General features: G+C 47.9%; 12 protein-coding genes. 11 read left to right on the top strand and 1 reads right to left on the bottom strand.

Annotated elements, in window-relative coordinates:
* Positions 1–98: 98 nt before the first annotated feature.
* From ACXYMU_RS11645 to ACXYMU_RS11655, 3 genes are all read left to right on the top strand, one after another.
* Complete coding sequence (locus ACXYMU_RS11645) at positions 99–1,106, top strand: PorP/SprF family type IX secretion system membrane protein (protein ID WP_458986567.1); 1,008 nt, start codon at positions 99–101, stop codon at positions 1,104–1,106.
* A 63-nt stretch (positions 1,107–1,169) separates the two neighbouring features.
* Complete coding sequence (gene gldJ, locus ACXYMU_RS11650) at positions 1,170–2,408, top strand: gliding motility lipoprotein GldJ (protein WP_458986568.1); 1,239 nt, start codon at positions 1,170–1,172, stop codon at positions 2,406–2,408.
* 78 nt (positions 2,409–2,486) lie between these two features.
* Entirely contained in the window at positions 2,487–2,960 is a 474-nt protein-coding gene (locus ACXYMU_RS11655) for a DUF4265 domain-containing protein (protein WP_458986569.1), read from the top strand.
* An 847-nt stretch (positions 2,961–3,807) separates the two neighbouring features.
* On the opposite strand, the gene ACXYMU_RS11660 is transcribed toward ACXYMU_RS11655, so the two are convergent.
* Positions 3,808–4,494: a ComF family protein gene (locus ACXYMU_RS11660; protein ID WP_458986570.1), complete on the bottom strand. Its 687-nt coding sequence runs from the start codon at positions 4,492–4,494 to the stop codon at positions 3,808–3,810.
* Between the two features lie 88 nt (positions 4,495–4,582).
* Between ACXYMU_RS11660 and ACXYMU_RS11665 the strand changes: the two genes are divergently transcribed.
* The 8 genes from ACXYMU_RS11665 (at position 4,583) to ACXYMU_RS11700 (ending at position 13,442) form a co-directional block, all read left to right on the top strand.
* Complete coding sequence (locus tag ACXYMU_RS11665; protein ID WP_458986571.1) at positions 4,583–4,936, top strand: carboxymuconolactone decarboxylase family protein; 354 nt, start codon at positions 4,583–4,585, stop codon at positions 4,934–4,936.
* 83 nt (positions 4,937–5,019) lie between these two features.
* Entirely contained in the window at positions 5,020–5,370 is a 351-nt protein-coding gene (locus ACXYMU_RS11670; RefSeq protein WP_458986572.1) for a hypothetical protein, read from the top strand.
* A gap of 174 nt (positions 5,371–5,544) precedes the next feature.
* Entirely contained in the window at positions 5,545–6,306 is a 762-nt protein-coding gene (locus ACXYMU_RS11675) for an exodeoxyribonuclease III (RefSeq protein ID WP_458986719.1), read from the top strand.
* Positions 6,307–6,448: 142 nt separating this feature from the next.
* Entirely contained in the window at positions 6,449–9,757 is a 3,309-nt protein-coding gene (locus ACXYMU_RS11680; protein ID WP_458986573.1) for a coiled-coil domain-containing protein, read from the top strand.
* Positions 9,758–9,787: 30 nt separating this feature from the next.
* On the top strand, positions 9,788–10,213 hold the full coding sequence (locus tag ACXYMU_RS11685) for an ATP-binding protein (RefSeq protein ID WP_458986574.1): 426 nt from the start codon (positions 9,788–9,790) through the stop codon (positions 10,211–10,213).
* Complete coding sequence (gene ybeY / locus ACXYMU_RS11690) at positions 10,197–10,625, top strand: rRNA maturation RNase YbeY (RefSeq protein ID WP_458986575.1); 429 nt, start codon at positions 10,197–10,199, stop codon at positions 10,623–10,625. Before ACXYMU_RS11685 ends, ybeY begins: the two co-directional genes overlap by 17 nt.
* A gap of 66 nt (positions 10,626–10,691) precedes the next feature.
* Positions 10,692–12,554, top strand: a complete 1,863-nt coding sequence (mnmG, locus tag ACXYMU_RS11695; protein ID WP_458986576.1) for a tRNA uridine-5-carboxymethylaminomethyl(34) synthesis enzyme MnmG — start codon at positions 10,692–10,694, stop codon at positions 12,552–12,554.
* Positions 12,555–13,442, top strand: a complete 888-nt coding sequence (locus tag ACXYMU_RS11700) for a class I SAM-dependent methyltransferase (RefSeq protein WP_458986577.1) — start codon at positions 12,555–12,557, stop codon at positions 13,440–13,442.
* Positions 13,443–13,467 lie beyond the last annotated feature (25 nt).

A 13,467-nucleotide genomic window follows, 5' to 3' on the forward strand; every position in this document is an offset into this window, starting at 1 on the left:
AAATTATAGCTAAAACCGTGCTAAATTGCGCATACTACACCAACTTATATACTGCTTCAGATGACTTTCAGGTTAGAATGGTTGCATTAAGCATTAGAATGAAAACAATTACGCTGCTATACCTGGGCTGTCTCCTGGCCTTTACCGCTAAGGCGCAGGACGCACTGTTCACCCAACAGTACGCAAACAGCTTGTACCTGAACCCGGCCTTCGCCGGGATCAACACCGCGGTAAACGTAGCCCTGTCGCACCGCAACCAATGGCCAGCCCTAAACGGGTCCTTCGTTACCAACCAACTAGCCGGCAGCTACAGAATAGCCGGCACTAAGAGCGCCGTGAGCTTGTTGGTGCAGCAAGACCGCGCGGGTGTGGGCGGCCTGCAGAAATGGCAGCTTTCGGGCGGCTATGCCTATCATACCAACCTGAACCAGCAATGGGCTTTATCTGCGGGCTTGCAGGCTTCGGTTGCCTCCTTGCGCGTTAATTACGACAACCTGGTTTTTGGTGACCAGCTGAGCGACAATGGCATGGTTGCGGTTACGTCGGCAGAGGCCAACAGTTTTGAACCGAGCTCGTATCTTGACTTTACTTTTGGCGGCCTGGCCTATACCGACAGGCTTTGGACCGGCCTGACAGTTGCGCACCTCAACAGGCCGGGGTATGGCTTTAACCAAGAGGTGAAGCTTCCGCTGCGTTTCACGGCCATTGCCGGGTATAAATTCTTCGTGAGGTCTTACGAAGAGCAGGGCCAGCTTTTTGAGTTCAGCTTTTCTCCTGCGGCAACTTACGTGTACCAGCAAAATTCAAGTCGCTTAGACTTAGGCGTGTATACTAATTACACACCCTTTACGTTAGGACTTGTGTATAGGGGTGTTCCGGTAGCGAGTGGAACTAACCAAGACCAAACCTTGTCCGTAATAGCAGGCTTGCAGCTCCCGAATGTGCGGGTAGGGTATAGCCATGATGTTGGGCTGCAAGGCTTTAGTGCAGAGGCAGGCGGTGCAAACGAAATTTCACTGGTTTTGACGCCAGCCGATTTTAAATATTTGTTTAAAAGCGGTTTAAGGGCTAAATTAAACAGAAACATTGTTTGCCCCTCATTCTGAATTTAATTATAATTGCACAATATATTCCGATACAACAACCTTATTTTATTTGAGTACTGACTTATGAAGTTGATTAAGTATTTATCAGTTGCGGTTGTAGGGGGTTTCCTCCTGACATCCTGCTCTAAAGGAGGGCAGCCAACCAGCACGAACCCTGGCAGTTACAGTAGCGCCACTGGTATCGAGTATGGGGAGGATGAGGAGTCGTTCGATGTACCGGATTATGCGGAGTTCCCGGAAGGTCCAGGCCTTGTATTCATTGAAGGTGGCCGTACCGTGCTGGGTTCCATGGAGGAAGATATCGCCCTTACCCGCGATAATATAGAGCGTACCGTAACGGTGGCTTCCTTTTATATGGACGAGACTGAGGTGGCAAACATCCACTGGCTGGAGTATTTGCATTACCTGAAAAAGGATTCTATCCCGGAGGTTTACCAGGCAGCTTTGCCTGACACCACGGTTTGGTCTCGTCAGCTTTCTTTTAACGACCCATACGTAACGTATTACCTGCGCTACCCTGGTTTCCGTTTCTTCCCGGTAGTAGGCGTAAGCTGGCTGCAGGCAAACGATTTCTGTACTTGGCGCACCGCGAAGGTGAATGAGAACTTCGCGAAGCAGTCAAATGGAGGCGGCAAGCGCAGAGGCCTTTTTGGCCGTCGCGGTGGCTCTGACACAGAGACCACAGAAGATACTGCTGCTCCTGGCATCGAATCTGGCTTAGTGCTTCCGAACTACCGTCTCCCAACAGAGGCAGAGTGGGAGTATGCAGCCCAAGCCATGATCGGCACACAATACTCTGAGGACGAAAACCAGAACAACCGTCGCCTTTACCCTTGGGACGGCCATCAGGTACGTAACCCGTATGGCAAGCAGATGGGTAAGTTCATGGCTAACTTTAAGCGTGGCCGCGGTGACTATGCCGGTATAGCTGGCTCGCTTAACGATGGCGCCATGATTACGGACTATATCTATAGCTACCCACCAAACGACTTTGGTTTGTATAACATGGCTGGTAACGTGAACGAGTGGGTGCAGGATATCTACCGTCCGCTTTCTTATCAGGATGTAGAAGACCTTAACCCTTTCCGCAGAGACGGTTACTTGGATGAAACAGAGAACTACGACAGCAGCGAAGGTTTCCACTCGCTGGTAAACAACGAGGTGCGCGTTTACAAAGGCGGTTCATGGAAAGACGTAGCTTACTGGTTGTCTCCTGGTACTCGCCGCTTTATGGCTCAGGATTCATCTACTGCCACAATCGGATTCCGTTGCGCTATGATCAACGCTGGCTCTAACAAGTAAGCAGCAACTTTCTCTTTGAATATTAAAAAGCCCGGAAGCAGTTCCGGGCTTTTTGCTTTAACATTATCACCATCAACCATGAGTGAAGAACAACAAGTCCACAAAATCATTTTCCGTTTCCATAGCGAGCTGTTTGGCAGGGAGCTCACTGAAACGCTATGGGCCACAGAAATAGATGCCTCCCAAGGGTTATATAAAATCGACAGCATCCCGTTTTATATCCCGCTTATTGCCACCGAGGATGTAGTGCGAGCGACCTATAACCAAATGGCGGAGGGGCTGCTATACCAGGAAACGGTTACACCGTCCGGAAACTCCACGGTGCAGGTGATTCGGCAAAATGAGGAAACCCCGTTGCTGGAACTCCGAAAGCACTTTGCTCTTTTGAATTGTGTTTCGGTGGAGGTTAATGAAGACTTTTTTGTTTTGGAAATACCGCTTACAGTGAACTATGCTATAGTTAAAGAAAAGCTTGATGAACTGGAGGGGCAGGAGGAAATAGAGTATGCCGAGCCTAGCCTTTCAGACGTCCATCGGGAGCAGACAAATTGAGCTATGTGGGTATAGCCACCTGAATTTAACTTTGGGTGGCTTACTTGGAGCAGGTAACACTTAAAGTACTCTGACAGCTATACCCAAAAGCGTGAAACGTTACCTGACGCTCAGAATCAAAAATCCTTGCTCCGCTGTTGGCCAGGCATGCCGACAGTGGCTGCAGAGAAATTTTGCGTAGGCTGCCAAAAGCAAGTGGTGGACTCTTCGGGATTAAATGACCGGGGGCTTAAGGCGTATTTCAGACCCGAGTAAGGTATGGGGCCTTTTCCAGCTGCAACAACTCAAAACGTATACCTTTGAGCCAGCTTCTAAATCGTCTTTGTTCAAACTGCTTGCCCTGGCGGGGCTTAGTTTTATTACGCCTGCCACCTTTGCCCAGTATAAGGCGGCTCCCACATTTACACAAACTGAACCAAATGCTAACCCTTGTGTAATTCCTGCTGCGTCTCCAGATTCCACAAATAAGTATAGTGTAACAGGTCGGGTTTATTACACAGCAGGTGACTTTCTTCTGCCAGTACAAAGCGCATCCCTCCGAGTAAAAGGCAGCGACACAGGCCCCCATCACAGCTGTTGCCGGAAACTTCGAACTCTCTTCTAAAAATTTAACGCATAAGTCCGCTTTCATCAAAGTACTGTATGTACGATTTATTCCGCTCGACATGAAACTGATTTGACGTCTGCTAAGACACTGGGTTTAGGGATGCTGCAGCCCCGAAGAACTAATGCCGCTGGGTGAGGTGGTGGTTAGAAACAATCCGGAAAGTCGCCTATGGTGGAAGGCCAGAAATATGTTCTGCTAAGCTAATTTTTTAGGCTTACCATTTACAGTATGCCATTAGTTTTAAGCAGCGGCAATAGTCGCTATACTTACCTCGGCAGCGCCTGCCGCCAGTAGCGCCACGGTGCAGGACTCCAAGGTAGCCCCGGTGGTCATCACGTCATCCACCAACAAAATTCGCTTGTCCTTCACCTGCTCCGGGTGCAGCACCTGAAATACCTGGGCTACGTTCTCCCATCGGTCCATCCTGCTTTTTTGGGTTTGGGTGGAGGTATGGATAGCCCGGTACAAAGCATGTCCCGCTACAGGCAGTTGCATCGCTTTGGCCAATCCCCTTGCAAAGCTTTCGGCTTGGTTATACCCACGCCGGCGCAGTTTATACCTGTGTAGCGGCACCGGCACTACCACATCAAAGTGCGTGGCATAGGCGTGGTCGGAGAGGAGGGAACCGTAACGCTGCCCCAAATGCTCGCCGAGTTCCTGCGCTCCTTTGTATTTCAGTTTATGCAAAAGCCGCTGAACACGTCCTTTAGGTACAAAGTGCAGGTAAGCAAAGGCATAGCGCACCCGTACTTTCCCCCAAAAGCGGCGCTGCAGCGGATTCTGCTCCGCAGCACCCAGCAGATGCACATCGGTATAAGGCAGCTTGATGCTGCAACTGGTGCAAATGTACTTTTCGCCACGGGCAAGGGCAGTGCTACAGGCATAGCAACTCCGCGGAAACAATAACGAAATCAGGTCTTCGAACATTGGCCGGGAACCATGGTTTAAGGGATATTAGTTAACTTCGTGTCAATAATTAACCTATCAAGGCTTTACGTACCTAGCAGAAAAAATAATGAGCTTAGTAGAAGATTTCAACGATTACCGCACGCGCATGAACGAGCGCATCATGTCTTATGACAATAAAGTTATCAAGCGCTTTTTTAACCTCGATACCAATACCTACGCCGACGGCGCCCTGGACGTGAAAACGAAGGAGATGCTGGGCTTGGTGGCTTCTATGGTCCTACGCTGCGACGACTGCATTAAATACCATGTGGGCAAGTGCTTTGACGAGGGCGTGACCGACGAGCAGATGATGGAGGTATTCTCTATCGCTAACCTAGTGGGCGGCTCCATCGTGATCCCGCATTTCAGGAGAGCCGTGGAATACTGGGAGGAACTGAAAGAGCGCGGAAGCTCCAAGTAAATTTAAAAGCTGGTTGTTAAAGCCGATGGGTTGATAAAAACCACTGGCATTAACAACTGACTTTCACAGTTAACAATCTAGTTATGCAATTCGATTCTGATAATTTAGAGCACAACTGGACTCAGCTGCGCGCCATGCTGATGAAGCAGTTCGGTAAAAAGCCGGACATGAATGCGATCCTTTTCCTGATTGGTATTCAGGAATTGGGCAGGGGGATCCGGGAGTTCACCAAGGAGGAGAAGCAGGACCTCATGCATATTGCCACTTGCAAGGTCTTTAGCCTGTCGGGCTATTACGAGCTGTCGGGCACCGATGAGGAGGGCTGGCCGCATTATGTCGCCCTGAAGCCCATTCCGTTTGCTAACCTGCGCGAGCAGGAAAACATGCTGAAGTGGCATGTAATCGAGTACTTTAACCAATCTGAGGAATTTTAAACCGTATCATGTAACTCGTAGCAAGTATCACGACTCTTCTATGTAAGGCTGTTATAAATTACGAAAAGGCAGTTTATATTCTTCAGCTCCATAAGGATGGCCTGGCTTCCGGAAGAAGTTACTTACCTGAACATCGTGCTACGTTCTACGCCATACGAGATACGCACACAACAAATGAAAATCATCACTTATAATGTGAACGGCATCCGTGCCGCGCTCACCAAGGGCTTTGCCGAGTGGCTACAGGCTGCTAACCCCGATGTGCTGTGCCTGCAGGAAATCAAAGCCGACGAAACGAAATTCGACAAGGCTGTTTTTGAGGAGATGGGATACCATGTATACTTACACCCGGCTATAAAAAAAGGGTATAGCGGCGTGGCAATCCTCACCAAAACCAAACCAAAGCACGTAGAAGTAGGGTGTGGCATGGAGTGCTACGACCAAGAGGGGCGGGTGCTGCGGGCTGACTACGAAGATGTGTCTGTGATGAGCGTATACATGCCCTCCGGGTCTAGCGGCGACCATCGGCAGGGATTCAAATTTGAGTGGCTGAGGGATTTTAAGCAGTATGTGCACGAACTGAAGCACCAACTGCCCGGGCTCGTGATCTGCGGGGACTATAATATATGTCATCAGCCCATCGATATCCATAACCCGAAGTCAAATGCCAACAGCTCTGGCTTTCTGCCGGAGGAGCGTTCATGGATGAGTGAGTTCATCGAAAGCGGGTTTATAGATTCGTTCAGGCACTTTAACACGGAGCCGCACAATTATACCTGGTGGAGCTACAGGGCCGGAGCACGCAACAAAAATCTTGGCTGGCGTATTGATTATAACATGGCAACCGAAAACCTGCGCCACAGGCTAAAGCGTGCCGCTATCCTCACAGAAGCCAGGCACTCAGACCATTGCCCGGTTTTATTAGAACTAGCGTAAGGATATACTAAACAGTATGCCGCACCAGTTTATATATTAGTAAGTCATCACACGCATTTCGACCTTACAAGCAATACTTTAACTGTATTTGCTTAACTTACAACTATAGCTGCCATGTGATTTTAACATAAGCAAAGACAACATGAAACATAAGGATGCGCTCGATCAGTTGCTGCATCAGTTGCAGGAGTTCAAGCAGAAATTTTACCTCAACATGCTGTTACGGGGTAGCATTTTTGCCGTTGGGCTCCTGCTGTCTATTTATATCATATATAGCCTGCTGGAGTATATATTTTACTTCCCGCAGCTGGTACGCGGTTTCCTGCTGTTCTCCTTTGTAGCTTTTGTGGTATATGTATTTGCCCGCTGGATTGTTCTTCCTATCGCTGCACTGGCGCGCCTGAAAAGAGTTTTATCGGATGAGCAGGCCGCAGACAGGGTAGGGGCGCATTACCCTGAGATACGTGACAAACTGCTAAATGCGATCCAGCTGAAAAACCTGGACCGCACCAATGCCCTGATTGCAGCCAGCATTGAGCAGCGAACCGGCCAATTGGGGTCATTTCGATTCAAAGAGGCAGTAACCTATCAGGAAAACAAGCCACTGCTGAAGTACATTGCCCTGCCTGCCTTCATCGCCCTACTCATTGTGCTGGTATACCCTGCCATCTTTGTGCAGGGTACCGAGCGCATCATCAATTACAAGCGGCACTATGAGCCGCTTGCCCCTTTCCGGTTTGAAGTACTGAACAACCCGCTGCAGACATTTCGAGGAGAGGATTTTGAGTTGAAAGTTGACATAACAGGCAAGGCCATACCCAATGAGGTGTTCATTAACTACAACGGCCGCCGCCAGAAGCTGAACGCCACGGCAAACGGCACTTATACCTATACCTTTAAGCAGCTTCAGAAACCAGTTACTTTCCAGTTAGAGGGTTCCGGGTTTATGTCGGATGGTTATACCGTTGCGCTGCTAACGCGCCCTAACCTCAGGGATTTCCAGATGCTGGTGCAGTACCCCGCTTACCTCAAGCGCAAACCCGACGTGATACAGAACACCGGTAATGCCAGTGTCCCGGAAGGCAGCACCATCACTTGGGAGTTTTCGGCCAATGAGACAGACCGCATCGAGTTGAGCTTTGAAGATCCGCACCAAGTATTGGCCGCCGAAAACACTGAAGACAACTTTAGCGCCTCTAAGCTTTTCAACGATAGCCGCAGCTACAGTATAAACCTGCACAACAGGTATAGCACGAACAAAGAACAGATCAGCTACGAGATCACCACTATCGCCGACCACAACCCGCAAATTAGTGTTGAGCAGTATCAGGACACTGCGCTTTACACTTATATGGTGCTGGGTGGCGATGTATCAGATGACCACGGGCTAACGCGTCTTGATTTGGTATACCGCATCCTTAATGAGAACAACCCGCAAGCGAATTACAAAAGCGTGCGCCTGCCACTTAATCCGCAGCAGCTCAGCCAAACATACTATCACCAATGGAACACAGCGCCGCTCAACTTAAAGCCAGGGGATAAGCTGGAGTATTTTGTGCAGGTATGGGATAATGATGCCTTGCATGGTCCTAAATCAGCCCGCACCCGCACGTTTGAGATGAAAATACCTGACAAACGCGAACTGCAGAAATCCTTAGACAGTAACTCGCAGTCGGTGGCAAGCCAAATGAGCGAAACGCTGAACAAAGCCACGAAGCTGCAGGAGGAGTTGGCACGCTCTGAGGAGAAGATGAAGACCAAGCGTAACCTCGATTGGCAAGACAAAAAGCAACTGGAGAACCTGATGGCTAAGAAGAAGCAACTCGAGCAGGATATTTCATCCATGAAAGAGTTGTTTGACCAGCTCAACAAAAAGCAAAACATGCTGAGTGAGCAAGACAAACAGTTAGCCCAAAAAGCTCAGGAACTTCAGAAACTCATGGACGAGCTGCTGGACCCGGAAACGAAGAAGCTTTACGAAGAGCTGGAGAAACTCTTGCAGCAACAGCAACCGAACGATACCGAGTTACAGAAATTACTGAGCAAACTCGATAACAAAGAACGCAACCTGGAGCGTGAGTTGGAACGAGCCCTAGAGCTTTTTAAGCAGCTGCAGTTCGAGCAGAAACTCGATAACCTCGCCAACAAGCTGGAGGAAATGGCCCAAACGCAAGAGCAGTTGGCACAGAAAACCGAACAGAAGCAGGAAGACAACCAAAAGCTTCAGGAAGACCAGAAGGAACTTCAGGAGGAATTTGAGGAAGTGAAAGAGCAGATGCAAGACCTGAAGGAGCTGAATGACAAATTGGAGAACCCAACTCCAATGGATGAGAAACAGCAGCAGCAGGACCAGCAGAGCATTGAACAGGACATGCAGCAGAGCCAGCAGCAATTGAAAAAGCAAGAGAACAAAAAAGCCAGCGAGTCGCAGCAGAAGGCGGGGCAGAAGATGGAGCAAATGGCCAAGCAGATGGAGCAGATGAGTAGCTCGATGAACATGGAGGGTATGTCGCAAAACCTCGACAACCTGCGCGACATCCTGGAAAATCTTATCAAGCTCTCGTTTGATCAGGAAGAGTTGATGAAGCAGTTCCGTGGCGTCAACCAAAGCGACCCGCGCTTCATCACACTTTCGGAGCGGCAACTGAGCTTGCAGGATAACGCTCAGGTAATTGAAGACAGCCTCTTCGCGCTGGCAAAAAAAGTATTCCAGATCGAGTCGTTTGTTACACGGGAAGTAGCGGCTATGAACCAGAGTATGGACAACAGCATACAGGAGCTCCGCGACCGTAACGTAGGCAAGGCAACCGCCCAGCAACAGATGGCCATGACGAGCATGAATAATCTGGCGCTGATGCTAAACGATGCTTTGAAACAGATGCAACAGGCCATGCAGCAAATGGGTAGTATGGCAGGCAAACAGAAGGGAAATAAGCCAAAGCCCGGCGACCTTGGCGATTTACAGCAAGAATTGAACAAAAAAATCGATGAATTAAAAAAAGGTGGCAAAACAGGTAAGGCACTTTCTCAGGAATTAGCTAAATTGGCTGCGGAGCAAGAAGCGCTTCGGAATGCTTTGAAAGAATTGGAGAAGCAGGGCAAAAAACCAGGCGATAAAGGCCAGAACGGCGAATTGGGAAATATCAGTAAGATGATGGAACAAAGCGAGATTGATCTCGTTAATAAACGTTTGACTGAACAGACCATACTGCGCCAGCGGGAAATCCTGACCCGTTTATTAGAGGCAGAGCAATCTGCCAAAGAGCGGGAATTGGACAATAAACGGGAAGCAAAGTCTGCTCAGGATATAGCCAGAAAGGTTCCGCCTTCGTTTGAGAAGTACGTCAAAGCAAAAGAAAAACAAACTGAATTACTCAAAACTATACCTCCGGCACTTACACCTTATTACAAGCAGAAGGTCAACGAGTACTTTCAAAACATCAGTAAATAAAACGCACCTATTTTACACTTAACGATTAATATGAATCAGGTTAAAATTCAGATTCCTTCCCTAATCGAGAACATCAGAGTAATTGAAAGCTTTATTGATAACTCAAAAGATGAATTTGAGTTTGAGGATGACATTTATGGTAACATTATGGTTGCCGTTACGGAATCTGTAAATAATGCCATCCGCCACGGGAATAAGTTTGACAAAGACAAGAATGTGTACCTCACCTTACAGGTTGAAGACAACAAGCTCTTATTTGAAGTTGAAGATGAAGGCCCCGGATTTGATTACGAGAACTTGCCGGACCCTACAGCGCCAGAGAACCTTGAGAGCCCTGGTGGCCGCGGCATCTTTTTGATGCGGAACCTTTGCGACGAAGTAAACTTTGATAACCAAGGAAAAAAAGTACAACTCATTTTTAATATAGAACCATCTCATAATGGAACATCCAATTGAGTTCTTCAGCGAAGACATAGACTTTGAGCTAGACAACGCGGATCAGATTTCAGATTGGATTGCAGATATTATTGAGGAGCATGAGCAGGAGTTGAATAACCTTACTTACGTATTTTGCTCCGACGATTACCTCCACCAAATCAATGTGGAGTACTTGGACCATGACACGCTCACAGACATCATCACCTTCAACAATGCCGACGAAGACGGTATAGTTGAAGGTGATGTTTTTATCAGCGTAGATAGAGTACGTGATAATGCTTTTGATTTAGGAGTCCCTTTCCATGATGAACTACACCGCGTTATCATACACGGTGTGCTGCACCTGCTTGGCTTTAAAGACAAGTCTGATGTGGATGCAGAACTTATGCGCAAACAAGAAGATTCTTCCTTATCTTTGCGTAAATTTTAACTGCAATCAGGGAATTCCCCACCTCCCGAAAATGTTTCACGTGAAACATTCCTAAACCTAGAATACATGTTCCCAGAATACGATATAATAGTTGTTGGAGCCGGCCATGCTGGCTGCGAAGCCGCAGCGGCGGCAGCCAAAATGGGCTCTAAGGTGCTATTGGCAACCATGAATATGAACACTATCGCTCAGATGTCATGCAACCCGGCAATGGGTGGCGTGGCAAAAGGGCAGATAGTACGCGAAATTGATGCGCTTGGTGGAATGAGCGGAATCATAACCGACCAGACCATGATCCAGTTTCGCATGCTAAATAAGTCAAAAGGTCCGGCTATGTGGAGCCCGCGTGCGCAAAGCGACCGCATGCGTTTTGCAGAGGCGTGGCGCTTAAGCCTCGAGGAAACTGCCAATGTGGACTTTTGGCAAGACATGGTAACTGGCATAGAAGTAGAGCAAGGTAAGGCAGCAGGTATACGCACTAGCCTGGGGATAACTATTCGTGGAAAGGCTGTTATATTAACGAATGGCACGTTTCTGAATGGTATTATCCACATTGGAGAGAAGCAATTAGGAGGGGGGCGCGCTGCAGAGAAATCAGCAAAAGGTATAACCGAGCAATTGGTCGAACTTGGCTTTGAAGCCGGCCGCATGAAGACTGGAACACCTCCTCGGGTAGATGGCCGCTCGCTTGACTATAGTAAAATGGAAGAGCAGTTTGGTGACGAGAACCCATCGAAATTTTCTTATACAGACACGGAGCCACTACCTCAGCAGCGCAGTTGTTACATCACCTACACAAATTCTGAGGTACATGAAATCCTGAAGACAGGATTCGAAAAGTCTCCCATGTTTCAGGGTCGTATCCAAGGTCTGGGCCCACGCTACTGCCCATCGATCGAAGACAAGATCAACCGCTTTGCAGACCGCGACCGTCACCAGATTTTTGTAGAGCCGGAGGGATGGAACACCGTAGAGGTGTATGTAAACGGTTTCTCAAGTTCATTGCCGGAAGACGTGCAGTTAAAAGCACTGCGTAAGATTGTAGGTTTTGAGAATGCAAAGATGTTCCGTCCGGGTTATGCCATCGAGTATGACTTCTTCCCGCCAACACAGCTTAATCTGACGTTGGAAACGCAGTTAGTGGAGAACCTTTATTTTGCAGGCCAGATAAATGGCACAACAGGATATGAGGAGGCAGCTTGCCAAGGTTTGATGGCTGGAATAAACGCGCATAACAAGATAAACAACAAAGCACCGTTTATACTGAAAAGATCCGAGGCTTATATCGGTGTGCTGATTGATGACCTTGTGAACAAAGGCACCAATGAACCATACCGCATGTTCACGTCCAGGGCAGAACATCGCATCTTGCTTAGACAAGACAACGCTGATATTCGTCTGACAAAGCTTGGATACGAACTGGGCTTAGCGGATGAAGCACGTGTAAAGGCTGTGGATAAGAAGATTGTTGAAACGGGTGTAATCATAGCCTATCTCAATAACAAGCCGATTGAGCCAGGAGAAATCAACATGATGCTGGAAGAACTCGGATCTGCTCCCATCACCGAGAAACAGCGTGCTGGCCAGTTGATCAAGAGGCCGAACATTGAGATAGAGCATATCGCAGCGGCTGTACCGGCAGTGGGTGAATACCTCAGCAAATTCAGGAAAGAAAGCGTAGAGCAGGCAGGCATCCAGGTGAAATATGAAAGTTACATCGAGAAAGAGTATTCGATGGCGGCTAAAATGAGCGAACTGGAGAACTATACGATCAAAGAAAAAATCGATTACCGTAACATACCAGCTTTATCGGCTGAAGCAAAGGAAAAACTGCTCAAGATAAACCCGGAAACAATTGGCCAGGCTTCCAGAATCAGTGGCGTAACGCCAGCCGACATATCAGTACTTATGGTATACCTAGGAAAATAAATGAGCTACGAAAGACTAGATACCTGCCCGATTTGCAGCAAAACTGAATTCAAGAATTTCTTAGTCGTAACGGATAACGCTGTCTCGAAAGAAAGCTTCGTGATAGTAGAGTGCGAGAACTGCTCGTTTAAATTCACAAACCCCCGACCTGACCCTCAAAGCATCGGCCAGTATTACGAATCAGAAGAATACATCTCGCATAGCAATACGAAGTCAGGCATTATTAACAAAGCATATCATGTAGTACGCTCCATCACAACCAAACAGAAGGTGGAGCTTATCAACAGATTTGTACCGGCTAAAGGCAGCATTATGGACTATGGCTGCGGGACAGGGGTCTTTTTAGCGGCTTGTAAAAAGGACGGTTGGGAGATTCGAGGGATAGAACCAAACGTGAAAGCAAGAGAAATCGCTACAGCTGAAACCGGGGAGATTATTGCAAAGGAACTCACGGATATACAGGGCGAGAAATTTGAGGTGATTACGCTTTGGCATGTGCTGGAGCACATTCACACCTTAAATGAAACCGTAAGCCAACTGCTGGAGAACCTACAGGAGGATGGCACCCTGATCATTGCTGTACCTAACGCCGATTCGCATGATGCGCAGGAGTACAAAGAAAATTGGGCAGCCTATGATGTGCCGCGCCATTTATACCACTTCACGCAAAACACAATGAAGCGCTTTCTTAAAAAGCACAAGATGCAGCTTGAGGAAGTGTTACCGATGAAGTTTGACGCTTATTATGTGAGCATGCTGAGTGAAAAGCATAAGAGTGGAAAAACCCAGATGCTGAGCAGTGTTTTGAAAGGGTATAAGTCTAACAATTATGCTGAGAAAAACGGCAATGATTACTCAAGCCTCATATTTGTGGCAAAAAGGAAATAAGATATCCACACCATAACGATAACAG

The sequence above is a fragment of the Pontibacter sp. CAU 1760 genome (assembly GCF_054482735.1).